16 protein-coding genes and 1 pseudogene are annotated in these 15658 nt (G+C 72.8%); 11 read left to right on the top strand and 6 right to left on the bottom strand.

Annotated features, from left to right (window positions below):
• Positions 1-109 precede the first annotated feature (109 nt).
• The 3 genes and pseudogenes from ABZ945_RS05745 (at position 110) to ABZ945_RS05755 (ending at position 1338) form a co-directional block, all read left to right on the top strand.
• Entirely contained in the window at positions 110-325 is a 216-nt protein-coding gene (locus tag ABZ945_RS05745; protein WP_361264400.1) for a hypothetical protein, read from the top strand.
• Positions 322-738 carry an ATP-binding protein gene (locus ABZ945_RS05750; RefSeq protein WP_361264403.1) on the top strand — a complete coding sequence of 139 codons (417 nt, stop codon included), beginning with the start codon at positions 322-324 and terminating at the stop codon, positions 736-738. Before ABZ945_RS05745 ends, ABZ945_RS05750 begins: the two co-directional genes overlap by 4 nt.
• 28 nt (positions 739-766) lie before the next feature.
• Positions 767-1338 (top strand): annotated as a pseudogene (locus ABZ945_RS05755) (GNAT family N-acetyltransferase).
• 4 nt (positions 1339-1342) lie between these two features.
• Here ABZ945_RS05755 and ABZ945_RS05760 read toward each other — a convergent pair.
• Positions 1343-1732: a hypothetical protein gene (locus tag ABZ945_RS05760; RefSeq protein ID WP_361264406.1), complete on the bottom strand. Its 390-nt coding sequence runs from the start codon at positions 1730-1732 to the stop codon at positions 1343-1345.
• Between the two features lie 228 nt (positions 1733-1960).
• On the opposite strand from ABZ945_RS05760, the gene ABZ945_RS05765 reads away from it, so the two are divergent.
• From ABZ945_RS05765 to ABZ945_RS05780, 4 genes are all read left to right on the top strand, one after another.
• Complete coding sequence (locus tag ABZ945_RS05765) at positions 1961-3787, top strand: acyl-CoA dehydrogenase (RefSeq protein ID WP_361264409.1); 1827 nt, start codon at positions 1961-1963, stop codon at positions 3785-3787.
• 271 nt (positions 3788-4058) lie between these two features.
• Entirely contained in the window at positions 4059-4340 is a 282-nt protein-coding gene (locus ABZ945_RS05770) for a phosphopantetheine-binding protein (protein ID WP_361264412.1), read from the top strand.
• A gap of 96 nt (positions 4341-4436) precedes the next feature.
• The gene (locus ABZ945_RS05775) at positions 4437-6065 is read left to right on the top strand and encodes a tryptophan 7-halogenase (RefSeq protein WP_361264415.1); all 1629 of its coding nucleotides are present in this window, start codon (positions 4437-4439) and stop codon (positions 6063-6065) included.
• A 31-nt stretch (positions 6066-6096) separates the two neighbouring features.
• On the top strand, positions 6097-7443 hold the full coding sequence (locus ABZ945_RS05780; RefSeq protein ID WP_361264418.1) for a cation:proton antiporter: 1347 nt from the start codon (positions 6097-6099) through the stop codon (positions 7441-7443).
• An 82-nt stretch (positions 7444-7525) separates the two neighbouring features.
• Here ABZ945_RS05780 and ABZ945_RS05785 read toward each other — a convergent pair whose 3' ends face one another.
• The gene (locus ABZ945_RS05785; RefSeq protein ID WP_361264421.1) at positions 7526-7942 is read right to left on the bottom strand and encodes a hypothetical protein; all 417 of its coding nucleotides are present in this window, start codon (positions 7940-7942) and stop codon (positions 7526-7528) included.
• A gap of 177 nt (positions 7943-8119) precedes the next feature.
• Between ABZ945_RS05785 and ABZ945_RS05790 the strand changes: the two genes are divergently transcribed.
• Positions 8120-9412 (top strand): M18 family aminopeptidase, encoded by a 1293-nt coding sequence (locus ABZ945_RS05790; RefSeq protein ID WP_361264424.1) that lies wholly within the window; start codon positions 8120-8122, stop codon positions 9410-9412.
• A gap of 93 nt (positions 9413-9505) precedes the next feature.
• Here ABZ945_RS05790 and ABZ945_RS05795 read toward each other — a convergent pair whose 3' ends face one another.
• Positions 9506-9697, bottom strand: coding sequence for a DUF1059 domain-containing protein (locus ABZ945_RS05795; RefSeq protein WP_361264428.1), 192 nt, complete (start codon positions 9695-9697; stop codon positions 9506-9508).
• A 197-nt stretch (positions 9698-9894) separates the two neighbouring features.
• Between ABZ945_RS05795 and ABZ945_RS05800 the strand changes: the two genes are divergently transcribed.
• Entirely contained in the window at positions 9895-10122 is a 228-nt protein-coding gene (locus ABZ945_RS05800; protein ID WP_361264431.1) for a DUF6458 family protein, read from the top strand.
• 40 nt (positions 10123-10162) lie between these two features.
• Here the strand turns inward: ABZ945_RS05800 and ABZ945_RS05805 are convergent, their stop codons facing one another.
• Together ABZ945_RS05805 and ABZ945_RS05810 are read right to left on the bottom strand one after the other, a co-directional pair.
• The gene (locus ABZ945_RS05805) at positions 10163-12016 is read right to left on the bottom strand and encodes an NHL domain-containing thioredoxin family protein (RefSeq protein WP_361264434.1); all 1854 of its coding nucleotides are present in this window, start codon (positions 12014-12016) and stop codon (positions 10163-10165) included.
• A 34-nt stretch (positions 12017-12050) separates the two neighbouring features.
• Complete coding sequence (locus ABZ945_RS05810) at positions 12051-12845, bottom strand: nucleotidyltransferase domain-containing protein (RefSeq protein WP_361264671.1); 795 nt, start codon at positions 12843-12845, stop codon at positions 12051-12053.
• 154 nt (positions 12846-12999) lie between these two features.
• On the opposite strand from ABZ945_RS05810, the gene ABZ945_RS05815 reads away from it, so the two are divergent.
• Complete coding sequence (locus ABZ945_RS05815; protein WP_361264436.1) at positions 13000-13605, top strand: Uma2 family endonuclease; 606 nt, start codon at positions 13000-13002, stop codon at positions 13603-13605.
• Between the two features lie 44 nt (positions 13606-13649).
• Here ABZ945_RS05815 and ABZ945_RS05820 read toward each other — a convergent pair whose 3' ends face one another.
• Positions 13650-14870: a D-alanyl-D-alanine carboxypeptidase gene (locus ABZ945_RS05820; protein WP_361264439.1), complete on the bottom strand. Its 1221-nt coding sequence runs from the start codon at positions 14868-14870 to the stop codon at positions 13650-13652.
• 150 nt (positions 14871-15020) lie between these two features.
• On the opposite strand from ABZ945_RS05820, the gene ABZ945_RS05825 reads away from it, so the two are divergent.
• On the top strand, positions 15021-15437 hold the full coding sequence (locus tag ABZ945_RS05825; RefSeq protein WP_361264442.1) for an SsgA family sporulation/cell division regulator: 417 nt from the start codon (positions 15021-15023) through the stop codon (positions 15435-15437).
• The last annotated feature ends 221 nt before the right edge of the window (positions 15438-15658 follow it).

The following is a 15658-nucleotide window of genomic DNA, read 5'->3' on the forward strand; positions in this document are numbered from 1 at the left end:
CGCCCGTTGCCGAGTAGCCGAAACCTCTTCCACGGTAGCGGCCGACACGCCACTGTGTGACCGATTCGTCACAGCAGGTGCGTACGAGTGCGAGAGGCAGGCCATCCCCATGACCGACCACCACCCCCACACCCCCGACGCCGACCCGGACCTCGTCACCCGGGAGACCGTGGACGACCTTCGGGCCATCCTCGCCGAGCACGGGATCAAGCTGCCGTCCCTGGGGCGGGACTTCGGGCACCCGCCGCTGGTCATCCTCGGCAACTGCAACCTGGCGACCGCCCGCGCGCTGGTGGACGTGCTGCGGGCGAAGGGCGAGCGGTGAGCGTGTTCACGGCCTCGCTGCTCGCCGTGGCCAAGGAGGTGCCTGATCTGCGACGGGCGGTGCGGGCGCATCTGGGGGCGCCCTGCCCCGAGGTGGAGCTGTGTGTGAGCGAGCTGCTGGCCAATGTGATCACGCATGTGGGGGAGGGCACCCCGGTCACCGTGCTGATCACCACGGCCAACGGCCTCGTGCACGTCCAGGTGACCGATCCTGATCCGCGTGCCCTGCCGACTCTGCGCTCCGCCCAGCCGGATGACGAGGGCGGGCGGGGGCTGGCGCTGCTGGACGCGGTGGCGCTGCGGTGGGGGGTGGTGCCGGAACCGGGGCGCAAGACGGTCTGGTGCGAGCTGCCGGCCGTGCGGCCCGGGCCGGTCTTCCGGCCGGAGTCCGTGGGCGTCTGCCGTCAGGACTAGGCGGGCGGGGCGTGACATCGTGGTGTCCATGACCATCGAGGTTCGCCCCGCGTCGGCCTTCGAGGACGTTCGGGCCCTGGTGGGGCCGAAGTCGCCGGGGGCCACCGTCTGCTGGTGCCTGAGCTACCGGCTTCCGTCCAAGCTCAACAACGAGCTTCGTGGACCGGCCCGGGGTGAGTACATGGCCGGGCTGTGCCGGGCCGAGTTCCCGCCGGGGTGCTCGCGTACGAGGGGGAGGAGCCGGTGGGCTGGGCGGCGGTGGCGCCGCGCTCGGACACCTCCTTCGCGCACAGCCGGACCATTCCGCGTGTGGACGAGCTGCCGGTCTGGTCGCTGTGGTGCGTGCGGGTGCGTCCCGGTCACCGCAAGAAGGGGATCTCGCACACCCTGATCGCGGGTGCGGTCGAGTTCGCCCGGGCCCACGGGGCGCCGGTGGTCGAGGCGTACCCGCTCGACCCTGGCGCCGGCCGGGTCGACACGACCATGGCGTACGCGGGGATCCGGAAGAACTTCGAGCGCGCCGGGTTCGTCCACGCCGCCGACACCACCTCGGTGCTGGCCGGGCATCCCCGGGTGCTGATGCGGCTCGACCTGCGCTGAGGGCTCAGCCCCGTCGCAGCGACTCGCGCTCGCGGCGCTCGGCGAGCGGCCCGAACTCGTAGGCGTGGCGGCCTTCATGGTCCTTCTGGAGCCAGCAGGACTCGGACTTGACGCTGCCCGGCAGAGAGGTCACGGGGCAGTCGTCCAGGCGGAGCAGTTCGCGCTCCGGGCCGTGCGGGTTGTCGCCCCAGCGGGCGTGCAGGCTCCACGGCGGGGTGGTCTCGGTACCGGCCACTCCCTGGGCGATCGTGTGGTGGAGGCTGGTGTGGCCGGCCTCCAGCGTGCAGTACAGAAGCTGCTCAAGCTGGAAGCCGCCGTCGAGTGCGTCCATCATCCGCATCTCGTCGTCGCGGAAGACGATCCGGGCGGGGCAGCTGATCTTGAAACGGGACATGGTGCGGCACCTCCTGTACTCAGTGTGAGCGAGTGGGGACCTTCCGCGCAGGGGGTTGGGGAAGATTCACCGGGCGGTGCGGGGGAGCGGTGCGGGGCTCGTCACGGATTGCCCGGTAGGGGTTGCTCTTATTACCGACGGGTAGCATCATCGTAGCTACTGCCTGGTACGTGGACAGCGTGTACGAGGCGCCGAAACCGCCTCCCCGAGCCTTACGGAGCCTTCGCCATGGGGCACTACAAGTCGAATCTTCGCGACATCGAGTTCAACCTCTTCGAGGTCCTCGGCCGCGACAAGGTGTACGGCACCGGTCCGTTCGAGGAGATGGACGTCGAGACCGCCAAGAGCGTTCTGGACGAGCTGGCGCGCCTCGCGGAGAACGACTTCGCCGAGTCGTTCGCGGACGCCGACCGCAACCCGCCGGTCTTCGACCCGGAGACCAACACCGCCCCGGTCCCGGCCTCCTTCAAGAAGTCGTACCAGGCGTTCATGGACTCCGAGTACTGGCGGCTCGGGCTGCCCGAGGAGATCGGCGGCACCACCTCCCCGCGCTCGCTGATCTGGGCGTACGCGGAGCTGATCCTCGGCTCGAACCCGGCGGTCTGGATGTACTCCTCCGGCCCGGCCTTCGCGGGCATCCTCTTCGAGGAGGGCAACGAGGTCCAGAAGAAGATCGCGTCCGTGGCCGTGGAGAAGCAGTGGGGCTCCACCATGGTGCTGACCGAGCCGGACGCCGGCTCGGACGTGGGCGCGGGCCGCACGAAGGCGGTGCAGCAGGAGGACGGCTCCTGGCACATCGAGGGCGTGAAGCGCTTCATCACCTCCGGTGAGCACGACATGTCGGAGAACATCCTCCACTACGTGCTGGCCCGCCCCGAGGGTGCCGGTCCGGGCACCAAGGGCCTCTCGCTCTTCCTCGTCCCGAAGTACCACTTCGACTTCGAGACCGGCGAGCTGGGCGAGCGCAACGGCGTCTACGCCACCAACGTCGAGCACAAGATGGGCCTCAAGGCCTCCAACACCTGCGAGATGACCTTCGGCGACCGCCACCCGGCCAAGGGCTGGCTGATCGGTGACAAGCACGAGGGCATCCGGCAGATGTTCCGGATCATCGAGTTCGCCCGGATGATGGTCGGCACGAAGGCGATCGCCACCCTCTCCACGGGCTACCTCAACGCCCTGGAGTACGCCAAGGAGCGGGTGCAGGGCCCCGACCTGGCGAACTTCATGGACAAGAGCGCGCCCAAGGTCACCATCACCCACCACCCGGATGTGCGCCGCTCGCTGATGACGCAGAAGGCGTACGCGGAGGGCATGCGGGCCCTGGTCCTCTACACGGCCACCGTGCAGGACGAGATCGCCGCCAAGGAGTCCGCCGGGGAGGACGTGAAGGCGCTGGTCGGCCTGAACGACCTGCTGCTGCCCATCGTGAAGGGGTACGGCTCGGAGAAGTCCTACGAGCAGCTGGCCCAGTCGCTCCAGACCTTCGGCGGCTCCGGCTACCTCCAGGAGTACCCGGTCGAGCAGTACATCCGGGACGCCAAGATCGACACCCTCTACGAGGGCACCACGGCCATCCAGGGCCAGGACTTCTTCTTCCGCAAGATCGTCCGCGACCAGGGCGCCTCGCTGAACGCGCTGGCCGAGGAGATCAAGAAGTTCCTGGCGGTCGGGACGGGTGGGGCGGAGCTGGCTCCGGCCCGCGACGCGCTCGCCAAGGCGGCCGTGGACCTGGAGGCGATCGTCGGGCAGATGCTGACCGACCTCACCGCCACCGGCGAGGACGTCAAGAACATCTACAAGGTCGGCCTCAACACCTCCCGGCTGCTGCTGGCCTCCGGTGACGTGGTCGTCGGCTACCTGCTGCTGCGGGGGGCGGCCGTGGCCGCCGAGAAGCTGGAGACCGCGTCCGCCAAGGACCGCGCCTTCTACCAGGGCAAGATCGCGGCGGCGAAGTTCTTCGCGGCCAACGTGCTGCCGAACGTCTCCACCGAGCGGCTGATCGCCGAGTCGGTCGACAACTCGCTGATGGAGCTGGACGAGGCGGCCTTCTGACCGGAGCGGTCAGCCGAACCGGCTGAGGCAAGGTGTTGGGCCGCGGCCCGTCCCCGGGATGACCCCGGGGGCGGGCCGCGGTCGTTTTCCCGTGCGTGGTCGTTGCGAGGGCATTAACTGACCTGGTTTTGACCGGGACTTGGTGTGTAAGGCAAGGCTTACCTAAGTAGCTTGCTCGGAGTGACCGGAGGGCCCTCGGGAACGGAGGTCGCTCATGGTCGTTCGTGGTCCTTCATGGACTTCGTGGTCCTTCATGGACGGAGACAAGCGCATGAGTGGTACGCCCGAACCACGGCCCTTCACGCTGGCGCGCCTGCGTGAGGACGTGGCCGAGGTGCTCTACGTCGAAGCCGACGAGCTCGCCGACGACGAGAACGTGTTCGACCAGGGGATGGACTCCATCCGGACCATGACCCTGCTGGAGAGCTGGCGCGCCGACGGCGCCGAGGTCGACTTCACCCAACTGGCCGAGCGGCCGACCCTGAGCGCGTGGGCCGCGCTCCTCGCCCCGCGGACGGTCCCGCAGACCGCTGCGACGCAGGCAGGGTCCTGAACCGTCCGGAGTCCGGTCCGTACCGGGCGGCCGACGCCGGCCCGTCCCTTCCGTGTGCCGCCACCTTGATGTTCCTGATGCTGAGGGAGACAACCCATGACCCAGTCCGGCCCCTATGACGTCGTCGTGGTCGGGGGCGGCCCCGGCGGCTCCACCACGGCCGCGCTGGTGGCGATGGCCGGCCATCGCGTCCTGCTGCTGGAGAAGGAGTCCTTCCCGCGCCACCAGATCGGCGAGTCGCTGCTCCCCGCGACCATCCACGGCGTCTGCCGGTTCCTGGGGGTCACCGAGGAGCTGGAGAAGGCGAACTTCATGCCCAAGCGGGGCGGCACCTTCCGCTGGGGCTCCAACCCCGAGCCGTGGAACTTCCTCTTCGCCTACTCCCCGCTGATGTCGGGCCCCACCAGCACCGCCTACCAGGTCGAGCGCATGAAGTTCGACAAGATCCTGCTGGACAACGCCCGCCGGCTGGGCGTGGACGTCCGCGAGCGGTGCACGGGGGTGGCGACCCTGTCCGAGGGCGACCGCGTCACCGGGCTGCGCTGGACCGACGAGGACGGCAAGACTCATGAGACCGGCGCCCGGTACGTGGTCGACGCCTCCGGCAGCAACAGCAGGCTGGCCCGTACCGTCGGCACCCGCAACTACTCCGACTTCTTCCGCAATGTGGCCCTCTACGGCTACTACGAGGGCGGCAAGCGGCTGCCCGGGCCGGACGCCGGCAACATCCTCTGCTGCGCCTGGGACGACGGCTGGTTCTGGTACATCCCGCTGACCGACACGCTCACCAGCGTCGGCGCGGTCGTCAACCGCTCCCAGGTCGGCACGCTCTCCCGCGACCCCGAGGCCGCCATGGCCCAGTTCATCGAACGCGCGCCGATGATCAAGGACTATCTGAAGGACGCGACCCGCGTCACCGAGGGCCCGTACGGCGAACTGCGCGTGCGCAAGGACTACTCGTACGCGATGGAGCGGTTCTGGCAGCCCGGCATGGTGCTGGTGGGCGACGCGGCCTGCTTCGTGGACCCGGTCTTCTCCACCGGGGTCCATCTGGCCACCTACGGCGGGCTGCTGGCCGCCCGCTCGATCAACAGCGCGCTCGCCGGCGACCTGGACGAGGAGCGGGCCTTCGGCGAGTTCGAGCGCCGCTACCGCCGCGAGTACGGCGTCTTCTACGAGTTCCTGCTCGCCTTCTACGACATGCAGCACAACGAGGACTCCTACTTCTGGCAGGCCCGCAAGGTCTCCCGGGCCGAGGCCACCGACCTGCGCGCCTTCGTGGAACTGGTGGGAGGTGTCTCCTCCGGCGAGTCGGCGCTGATGGACCTCGACACGCTCAAGGAGCGCTTCGGCACCTCCTCCCGCGACCTCGCCGACGCCGTGGACCGGACCGGGCCCGCCCAGTCCGAGAGCGGCGAGCGGATGGGCGAGCTGTTCGGCACCACGGTGGTGACCGAGGTGATGCAGGGGATGAACGAGATCCAGGCCCGTGCCTCCCTGGGCGGGGCCACCACCCTGGAGCAGCCGCTGTTCCCGGACGGACTGGTCGCCTCGCCGGACGGCCTGGGCTGGGCCGACCCCGCGGTGGCGGAGACGGCGGTGGACACCGTGACGGCCGAACTCGCCGGGACCGGGGCGGGGGTCGGGGCCGGGGATGGGGCTGGGATCGGCTCCGGGGCCGGGGTCGGGGCCGGCTCCGACGGTGGTGGCGGTACGGCGGCGTGAGGACGCTCACTGACCGTTCGGGGCACGTCCGGTGACAGCCGAGCAGATCACCACGAGCGTGCTGCTCGCCACCAGCACGGTCGTGGTGCTCGCCGCCGCGCTCTCCGCGCTCGCCCGGCGGATCGGGCAGCCCCCGGTCATCGGCCAGGTGCTCGCGGGCATCGTGCTCGGCCCGAGCGTGCTGGGCCATCTGCCCGGCGACCCCAGCGCCATGCTGGTGCCGGACGAGGTGCTGCCCTACCTCGGAGTGCTCGGCCAGGTGGCGCTGGTGCTGTTCATGTTCTCCGTCGGCTGCGAACTGGACACCTCGCTCCTGCGCCATCAGGGACGCACCGTCACCTCGGTGTCCCTCGCCGCGCTCGCCGTCCCCATGGCGGCGGGCGCGGCCCTGGGGTGGGCCGTCGTCGCCCGGGGCGCCGAACCCGAGGGCGTACCGAACGGCTGGGCGTTCCCGCTCTACCTCGCGGTCGCCCTGTCCATCACCGCGATGCCGGTCCTGGCGAGCATCATCCGGGACCGGGGGCTGGCCGGCACCGTGCCGGGCATCGTGGCCACCGCGGCGGCGGCCCTCACCGATGTCGTCGGCTGGCTGGTGCTGGCCGGGGTGGTGGCGCTCGCCGGTACCGAGGCCCACTCCCCGGCCGTGGTGGGCGGTCTGCTCGTCTGCTATCTGCTGGTGATGCTGCTGCTGGTCCGCCCGGTGCTGCGGCGGGCCTACGCCCTCCCGGGCATGCTGCGGGACGGGCCGCTGATCGCGGCGGCCCTGCTGTCGGGGTGGGCGACCAACGCGCTGGGTCTGCATGCCGTGTTCGGGGCCTTTCTGGCGGGGCTGCTGATGCCGCGCCGGGGGGACGGGCGGCCCGACCCGGGGCTGGTCTCCTGGGCGGACCGGGTCGGCGGTCTGCTGCTGCCGGTCTTCTTCATCACCACCGGCTTCTCCGTGGACATCGGCGGACTGGGCGCGGGAGACCTCCTGCTGCTGGTCGTGCTGCTGGCCGTGGCGATCGCGGCCAAGCTCGGCGGCTGTGCGTGCGCGGCCCGCCTGGGCGGCCGGTCCTGGCGGGAGAGCGCGGTCATCGGGGCGCTGATGAACACCCGGGGCCTGACCGAGCTCATCGCCCTCAACGTGGGCAAGCAGGCGGGGCTGCTCGATGACCGCTGGTACGCCCTGCTGGTCGTCGTGGCCGTCGTCACCACCGCCATGACGGGGCCGCTGCTGAGCTGGTTCCGCCGGGACGCCGAAGCGGCCCCGGAAACGGAGGAGGCGACGGAGAGGTACGCGGAGACGGGCGCCGCGACGGACACGGAGGGGTACCCGGAGACGGGCGCCGCGACGGACACGGAGACGGGCGCCGCTCCGGTCCGCGCGGCCCGGTGATCCGTGTAACCCCGCCCCGGCCTCCGTGGCCCGGCGGCCCGTGCGGCCCCGGCCCCCCGGCCCGGTCTGCCCGGCCCCGCCGCTACGCCGCGGCCGTCGCCGGGCCCGGGGTGCCCTCCGGGGCGGTCGGGGGCGGGGTGGATATGCGCAGGGCGGCCGCCGTCACGGCGAGGAGGTCGCCGAGGAGCACCGGCTCGCGGTCCGGTGTGCCGGAGGCGGTGCCGGCGCAGTGGGCGCAGAGCGGCAGCCCGGGCGGGCCCGCCCACACCGAGCGGGCCAGCGGCCGGCTCCAGACCGTGCCCGGCGCCGTACCGCAGGCGGCGCAGACGGGGCCGGGGGCGGCGGCCTCGTACGGATGCCCGGCCGGGCGGGGCGGCTCGGCGGTGGTACGGGGAGGGTCCGGCACCCGGGCGTGCTCGGGCGGACGGGCGGGGCGCCCGGGGATCCGCCGCGCCCGCGGGGTGGGCAGCGGCACGGATCCGTTCGTCGTCGTGGTCACCTCGGGACCTCCGGTCGAGTCGGCGGGCCGGTGCGGCCCGCACCTGTCATCCGAACTGCTCTCACTGCTCCTGCTGCTCCTGCTGGTCCATCCGCTTCCGATGGTGGCAGGCACCACTGACAACGGGCCCGGGGAACCCTTGGGAGGCGGGCCGGGGCCGCCCGTAGGGTGGGCCTCATGACCAGCTCTACGCCCCGCTTCGACCGCGGCCACACCGATGACCTGATGGCTTTCCTGGCCGAGTCGCCCTCGCCGTACCACGCCGTCGCCAACGCCGCGGACCGCCTGGAGAAGGCCGGTTTCCGGCAGCTCGACGAGACCGCGGCCTGGGACGGGGCGGCGGGCGGGGCGTTCATCGTGCGGGGCGGGGCGCTCATCGCCTGGTACGTCCCCGAGGGAGCCGAGGCGCACACCCCGTTCCGTATCGTCGGCGCGCACACCGACTCACCGAACCTGCGGGTCAAGCCGCAGCCGGACATGGGCGCGCACGGCTGGCGGCAGGTGGCCGTGGAAACGTACGGCGGGACGCTGCTGAACACCTGGCTCGACCGCGACCTGGGGCTGTCCGGGCGGCTGACCCTGCGGGACGGCGGGCACCGGCTGGTGAACGTGGACCGGCCGCTGCTGCGCGTACCGCAGCTCGCCATCCATCTGGACCGGGCGGCCAACGACGGCCTGAAGCTGGACCGACAGCGCCATATGCAGCCGATCTGGGGCCTCGGTGAGGACATCCGCGAGGGCGACCTGATCGACTTCGTGGCCGGGGAGGCCGAGGTGGACGCGGGTGAGGTGGCCGGCTGGGACCTGATGGTCCACTCGGTGGAGCCCCCGGCGTACCTGGGCCGGGACCGGGAGCTGGTCGCCGGGCCCCGGATGGACAACCTGGTCTCGGTGCACGCCGGGGTGGCCGCGCTGACCGCGGTGGCGGCGGCCGGGAAGCCCGCGTACATCCCCGTACTCGCCGCCTTCGACCACGAGGAGAACGGCTCCGAGGCGGACACCGGCGCCCAGGGGCCGCTGCTGGGCACGGTGCTGGAGCGGTCGGTGTACGCGCGCGGGGGAGGGTTCGAGGACCGGGCGCGCGCCTTCGCGGGCACCGTCTGCCTCTCCTCCGACACCGGGCACGCGGTGCACCCCAACTACGCCGAGCGGCACGACCCCACGCACCACCCGCGGGCGAACGGCGGCCCGATCCTCAAGGTCAACGTCAACCAGCGGTACGCCACCGACGGCGGCGGGCGCGCGGTGTTCGCGGGGGCCTGCGAGCGGGCGGGGGTGCCGTGGCAGACCTTCGTCTCCCACAACGACATGCCGTGCGGGACGACGATCGGCCCGATCACCGCCGCCCGGCACGGCATCCGGACCGTGGACATCGGGATCGCGATCCTGTCCATGCACAGCGCCCGGGAACTGTGCGGGGCGGACGACCCGCATCTGCTGGCGAGCGCGGTGGCGGCGTTCCTGGGCTGAGGCCCTTTCGGCGGGTAGCGGCCCCGGGGCCGTACCGAGGGCGTTCAGCCGGTCGGTGCGGCCCCGGAGGCGATCCCTTCGGTGGCGTCGGTGTCAGGCGTGGACCTTCTCGTCCTCCAGCATGCCGCGGACCTGTTCCCGCAGCTCAGGGCTGTCCGCGTGGCCGTGGACGGCGACCGCGTGATCGGTCGCGGCCCTCAGGACCTCTTCCTCCTCACCGGCGATGGTGAGCGTGCAGCCGGACTCGCTGGGGAACCTCCGGCAGTCGGCGACTTTCCTGGTCATGGCGGCCTCCCGGGTGGTGCGATGTGCCGCTTCTCCCAGCGTAGGACGGCCGAGGGCGGCCGGCAGGGGGGCGGGGGCGGCGGCCCGCCGGTGGCCCGGTAGCGGTCCGTCAGTTGTCAACCCCTGCGGCGGGGTTGCGTACTCGGGGTGGCCGGGGGTACCCGCAGGTCCGGAGAACCGACGAGAAGGCGGGAATCATGGGCCTGGGTGGCTGCATCATCCTCATTGCGGTCGGGGCGATCCTGACCTTCGCGACGGACTGGGAAGCCAGTGGCGTCAACCTCGACCTGGTCGGGCTGATCCTGATGGCGGTCGGTCTGATCGGTGTCGCGACCTTCACCAGCATCGCCCGGCGCCGCCGCGCGATTGTCCAGCCGGTCGCCCCGACGGTGGTCGACCCCACCCACGACGAGCGCCGCTACTGAGCACCGGCGCGGGAGTGGGCGGGGTCGTACCGGCCCGTCGTCAGCCCTCGTCCATCCCCGCCAGGATCAGCGGGAGCCGGTCCGCGCCGCCCTCGCGGACGGTGACCGGGACGCCCCAGTCCTGCTGGTGCACATGGCAGGCCGGATAATCGTTGGCCGGGTCGTCGTCACAGGAGGCGGCCATCGCCGAGACATGCAGCACGCCCTCGGTGACCGAGGGGTCCAGGGTGAGCGTCCGGGAGAGGTCGGTGCCGGTGCCCGCGCCGTCGGCGAGCAGCTCGGGCGGGGTGGCCGAGACCAGCAGCCGGGTGGACGGCCCGTAGCGCTCGTCCAGCTTCTGGCCGGTGGGCGCCCGGAAGACCACGTCCAGCCGGAGGCTGCCCGGGGCGATCGCGGTGGCCTCGCGCCGGGTGCGGTGGGCGACCGCGTCCACCCGCACGGCCTGCTCCGGCAGCCGCAGCCGGGTGAGCCGGTGGCGGGCCGACTCCACGACGACGATGTCCTCCCCGGCCAGCACCGCGCCGCTGGGCTCGCGCAGATCGGTGGCGAGGGTGGTGACCTCGCCGGACTCGCCGGCGGCCGGGTCGTAGCGGCGCAGCGCGTGGTTGTAGGTGTCGCTGATGGCGACCGAGCCGTCGGGCAGGGCGGTCACCCCCAGCGGGTGCTGGAGCAGCGCCTGTCCGGCCTCGCCGTCGCGGTGGCCGAAGTCGAAGAGGCCGGTGCCGACGGCGGTGCGGACGGCGTAGTCGTCGTCCTGAGGCTCCACCCAGCGCAGGGAGCTGGTCTCCGAGTCGGCCACCCAGAGGCGTGTGCCGTCGGCCGCGACCGCGAGCCCGGACGGCTGGGCGAACCAGGCCTCGGCGGCCGGTCCGTCCACCAGGCCCTCGTTGGTGGTGCCCGCCGCCACGCGTACCGTTCCGGCCGCCGGGTCGTAGGCCCACAGCTGGTGGACGCCCGCCATGGCGATCCATACCTCGCCGCGCCACCAGGCCACGTCCCACGGTGAGGAGAGCGCCACCTCGCGGGCCGGGCCGGAGGTGGGCGAGCCCTGCCACCACTGGGCCCCCGTCCCGGTGACGGTGGCCACCTCGCCGCTCTCCGGGTCCAGCGTCCGCAGCGCGTGGTTGACGGTGTCGGCGACGATGACGCGGCCGTCCGGGAGGAGTGCGAGGCCCTGCGGCTCGCTGAACCGGGCGTGCTGGGCGGGGCCGTCGGCGAGGCCGCGCTCCCCGTGCCCGTACCGCCGCTCCACCGTCTCCCCGTCCGCCGCCAGCCGCACCAGCTGGTGGCGGGTGGTGTCGGAGACCAGGAAGGTGCCGTCGGGCAGCGGCAGCGCCTTGCCGGGGAAGCGCAGATGGGTGGCGACCGGCTCCGGCGGTACGTAGGGCCCGTCGCCGCGCCGCAGGGTGCCTTTGGGCCCGTGCTCGGCCTCCAGCTCCGCGACGAGCGTCGCGATGGCGCCCGCGTGGCCCTCCCCGGCGTGCTGGGCGACGACATACCCCTCGGGGTCGATCACGACCAGGGTGGGCCAGGCCCGTACCGCGTACTGCTTCCAGGTGGCCAGCTCCGGGTCGTCCAGCACCGGGTGGTGCACCTCGTACCGCTCGACGGCGTCGACCACGGCCTGGTGCTCGGCCTCGTGGACGAACTTCGGCGAGTGCACGCCGATGACCACCACGGTGTCGCGGTGCTTCTCCTCCAGCTCGCGCAGCTCGTCCAGGACGTGCAGGCAGTTGATGCAGCAGAACGTCCAGAAGTCCAGGATGACGATGCGGCCGCGGAGCCCGGCCAGGGTGAGGCTCTCACCGCCGGTGTTCAGCCAGCCGCCCCGGCCAACCAGCTCGGGGGCGCGGACACGGGCACGGCTGCGGGGCGCGGGGGTGGAGTCGTTCATGGTTCAAGGGTGCCATCCGGGTGTGAACGGCGGGTCACGCGTCCGCGTCGGCGGCCAGGGCGGCGCGGGTCTCGGCCACCAGGGCGCGGGCGGCCGCCACCGTGGCGGACAGCTCGGCGGCCGTGGCACCCGGGGAGCCGAGCAGGGCGCGGGCCCGGGGGCCGAAGCCGGGCGGGGCGGCGGGCAGCGTCTCGGCTGTGGCCAGGGCGCCCTTCTCGTTGAGGCACCAGCGGCGGGCGTGGGCGTGCAGCGACTGGGTGAGCACCCCGAGGGCGCGGGAGAGGCAGAGCGAGACGTAGAGCGGGTCGGCACCGGCCGCCCCCTTCGCAGCCCCTTCCATCAGGAACTCCGCCTCCCAGGCGGCGTCCAGCAGCGCATGGCGCAGCGGCTCGGGGTAGGCGGCGGTGGCGGCGCGCAGGGCGGTCAGCTCGCCGGAGGGGTCGGCGAGGACCCGGCCGAGGGCGACCTCGCCGGGGTAGCAGGGCGACCAGAAGCCGAGCGGGTGCCCGGCCTGGACGCCCACCTCGTACCGCCCCTCCTGGCACTCCCGCCACACCCGCCCCACCCGGTCCAGGTCCCGCAGGATCCAGTCCACGGCCCAGTCCCCGACCCGCAGCCACGCCCCGCCGTTGACCCACGGCCCCCAGGCACCCGGGGCGGCGACCTCCACCCCGTCCCCGGCGAGCGCGCCCAGGGCGGCGAGGTCGAGCGGTGCGCGGTAGTAGACGCCGAGGTCCCAGTCGGAGTCCGCCCGCCCCTCGCCCCGAGCCCGGCTGCCCCCGAGCATCACCCCGACGACGCCGGGGATGTGGGTGAGTCGGTCGGCCATTTCTTGAATGGGGGCGGGGAGGGGGAGCAGGAGGGAGGAAGCCATGGGGTGAGTGTGCGGGGGGAGGGGGCGCGGGGGCAGCCGGATTTCCGCTGCGTGCTGAGGGGTCCGGTCGCCGCCGTACGGTGACGGCACACCGGAAGGAGCAACGACCATGAGCGGCGACGCGATCGCGCGCACCGAGTTCCCCGAGGGTTACACAGTCCTCTTCGGCACCGACGGCAAGGTGATCCTGACCCCCCGGAGTGCGGTGCACTCCAGCACGATCAGGTCGATGCAGATCGCCTCCGCCCACACCCTCGGCCGCCAGGCGAAGGTCCTCTCCGATGTGCACCTCGACTTCCCGGGCGGTGAGCACTCCGCACCCGACTTCGCCGTCCTCCGCGAGGACGCGAGCCGGGAGGGCGCGCACTACGGCTTCGTGGACGTCCTGCTGATCTCCGAGGTGGTCTCGACGGCCTCGGCCCGCAGGGACTACGACGACTGCACCGAGAAGTACGGGCGCTACGGCGTCCCCGTCTACCTGGTCGTCGATCCGTACGCCCGAGAGGTGGTGTTGCACACCGAGCCCACCGCCACCGGCTACAGCACCGCGCACACCCGCGCGTACGGCACCGGCAAGCTGGCCGCTCCGCTGGCCGACGGCCGCACCTTCACCCTCGACCTGGACGAGCTGCCGGATCAGAGACGGGCGGACCGGGTGTGGACGGAGCCGCTGTTCTCCCGGACCTTCGAGGGGCCGGGCGACCTGCCGGGGTGACCCCGTGCGCTCGGCGATGTCCCGCTTTCGGGTGACCCTCGGCGTCAGCGGTGGGGGCGGCGGCGGGTCCACCAGAGGGTGGCGGCGGCGAGGAGGGCGGCGCCGACGACGGTGAGAGGGAGGAGGAGGTGGGGGCCGTCGTCGGTGGGGGTGGCGGCAGAGGCGGTGACCGGGGCGGGGGTCGGGGGGGTGGGCTTCGGCTTCGAGGGAGGGGCCGGAGGGGCGGCGGCGTGGATCTTGGGGGGTTGGGGAGGGGGGAGGATGGAGCCGACCGGCTGGGCCTTGGGGGCGGCGGCGAAGCCCCAGTCGAGAAGGCGGCGGGCCTCCTCGTAGACGTCGAAGGCGCCCCCGCTGCGGGGGTTCATCACGGAGACCACCAGGGTGCGCGAGCCGTGCCGGGCGGCGGTGACCAGGGTGTGCCCGGCGTTGGTGGTGTAGCCGTTCTTGATGCCGAGGATGCCGGGGTAGCGCCCCACCCCGTCGTCGCCGGTGAGCAGCCGGTTGGTGTTGCGGATGCCGTACGACCAGCCGCCGCCGGGGAAGTCGGCCTCGGCGGTGGCCGCGTACCGGGCGAAGTCCGGGTTCTGGAGCCCGGCGCGGCCGAAGACCGCCAGGTCGTACGCGGAGGAGACCTGGCCCTCGGTGTCGTAGCCGTCGGGGGACTTCACCCGGGTGTCCAGGGCGCCCAGTGAGCGGGCCTTGGCCTCCATCTCACGGGCGGTGCGCTGCCAGCCGCCGTTCAGCCCGGCCAGCACCCGTACCGCGTCGTTGCCGGAGCTGAGGAAGACCCCCCGCCACAGGTCGGCCAGCTTGTAGGTGACCTCCTCGCGGACGCCGACCAGGCTGGAACCGTCACCGACCCCGCGCAGTTCGTGCTCGCTGACGGTGTGCTGCCGTTCGGGGGACTGCCCGGGCAGCGCGGTCAGCGCGAAGAGCGTCTTCAGGGTGGAGGCGGGCGGCAGCTGCCGGTGGGCGTCGCGGGCCGCCAGTACGTCGCCGCTGCGGGCGTCGGCCACCAGATAGGCCCGGGCCGTCACCGCCGGCGGGCCCGCCACCCCGGGGGGCACCCGGACCTGGGTGCCGGGGCGGTGCAGCAGCGCGGAACCGGCCGCCGCGGCCGGGCGCGGCGGCATGGGCTCCACGGGGCGCGGCCCGGTGACCGACCGCGCGGCGGCGGGTGCGGAGTGCGCCCCGGCGGGGGGCGCGGCGGGCGCGAGCAGCAGCACGGCGGGCAGCACGGCGGCGGCGAACGAACTGACGATCATTCAGTCACGGTAAGAAGGTTGACGGCCCGGCGCGCGCCGGAGCGCGGCCGTACGGAGTACACCTGGGTGAACGTCCGCATGAGGCGGATAGCCCGGGGCACCGGGAAGAGGTCGCTGTCCTGCCCGCTACCCCCACCCCTGGAGGACGAGATGGCTCCCGACGAGATGACCCCGGTCCTGCGCGACAAGGTCTTCATGCGCCTGGTGTCCGCCGAGGGCCATGAGGTGCCCGTGCTGGCCCATCTGACCTATGACGCCCGTGACCCGTACGCCGTCATCGTCGGCTTCACCCACGGCGGCTGCGTCTACGCCGAATGGCGGCTGGACCGGGACATGCTCTGGGAGGGCATGCGGGGCACGGTGGGCGAGGGCGATGTGCGGATGTGGCCCGCGCTGAACGGCAGCCGTCAGGAGCTGTGCATCGAGCTGCTGGGCGAGACCGTCTTCTCGGTCTGGGCGCCCTCGCTGGAGCGCTTCCTCGCCTCCTCGTACGCGTCCGTCCCGGCCGGCCAGGAGAACCTGGAGGAGCTGGACGCCTTCCTCGCGGAGCTGCTGGCCGCGGGCTGAGCGGCACCGCCGTCCTCGCGCCCTGTGCTGCCGCCCCCGCGGCCTCCGTGGCCGTCCTCGCGCCCTGCGCCGCGGCCTCTGCGGTCTGCGCGGTCGCCGGTGGGGTCGCCGCGGCGGACGGGGACGTCGCCGCTGGTGCCATGTCGGCTGCCCTCCTCACGATGTCACCTTGCCGGTGGTCCGGTTCCTTCGTGTTCCTTCGTGGGGTGCGGGTGCTCGCT

Origin of the sequence: Streptomyces sp. NPDC046887, assembly GCF_040644755.1 — a bacterium.
GTDB classification, from domain to species: domain Bacteria; phylum Actinomycetota; class Actinomycetes; order Streptomycetales; family Streptomycetaceae; genus Streptomyces; species Streptomyces lichenis.

Coding starts and splice junctions, on each gene's coding strand:
- ABZ945_RS05745 (WP_361264400.1), top strand. CDS start 110: ATGACCGACCACCACCCCCACACCCCCGACGCCGACCCGGACCTCGTC.
- ABZ945_RS05760 (WP_361264406.1), bottom strand. CDS start 1,732: ATGTCCCGTTTCAAGATCAGCTGCCCCGCCCGGATCGTCTTCCGCGAC.
- ABZ945_RS05765 (WP_361264409.1), top strand. CDS start 1,961: ATGGGGCACTACAAGTCGAATCTTCGCGACATCGAGTTCAACCTCTTC.
- ABZ945_RS05770 (WP_361264412.1), top strand. CDS start 4,059: ATGAGTGGTACGCCCGAACCACGGCCCTTCACGCTGGCGCGCCTGCGT.
- ABZ945_RS05775 (WP_361264415.1), top strand. CDS start 4,437: ATGACCCAGTCCGGCCCCTATGACGTCGTCGTGGTCGGGGGCGGCCCC.
- ABZ945_RS05790 (WP_361264424.1), top strand. CDS start 8,120: ATGACCAGCTCTACGCCCCGCTTCGACCGCGGCCACACCGATGACCTG.
- ABZ945_RS05795 (WP_361264428.1), bottom strand. CDS start 9,697: ATGACCAGGAAAGTCGCCGACTGCCGGAGGTTCCCCAGCGAGTCCGGC.
- ABZ945_RS05800 (WP_361264431.1), top strand. CDS start 9,895: ATGGGCCTGGGTGGCTGCATCATCCTCATTGCGGTCGGGGCGATCCTG.
- ABZ945_RS05805 (WP_361264434.1), bottom strand. CDS start 12,016: ATGAACGACTCCACCCCCGCGCCCCGCAGCCGTGCCCGTGTCCGCGCC.
- ABZ945_RS05810 (WP_361264671.1), bottom strand. CDS start 12,845: ATGGCCGACCGACTCACCCACATCCCCGGCGTCGTCGGGGTGATGCTC.
- ABZ945_RS05815 (WP_361264436.1), top strand. CDS start 13,000: ATGAGCGGCGACGCGATCGCGCGCACCGAGTTCCCCGAGGGTTACACA.
- ABZ945_RS05820 (WP_361264439.1), bottom strand. CDS start 14,870: ATGATCGTCAGTTCGTTCGCCGCCGCCGTGCTGCCCGCCGTGCTGCTG.
- ABZ945_RS05825 (WP_361264442.1), top strand. CDS start 15,021: ATGGCTCCCGACGAGATGACCCCGGTCCTGCGCGACAAGGTCTTCATG.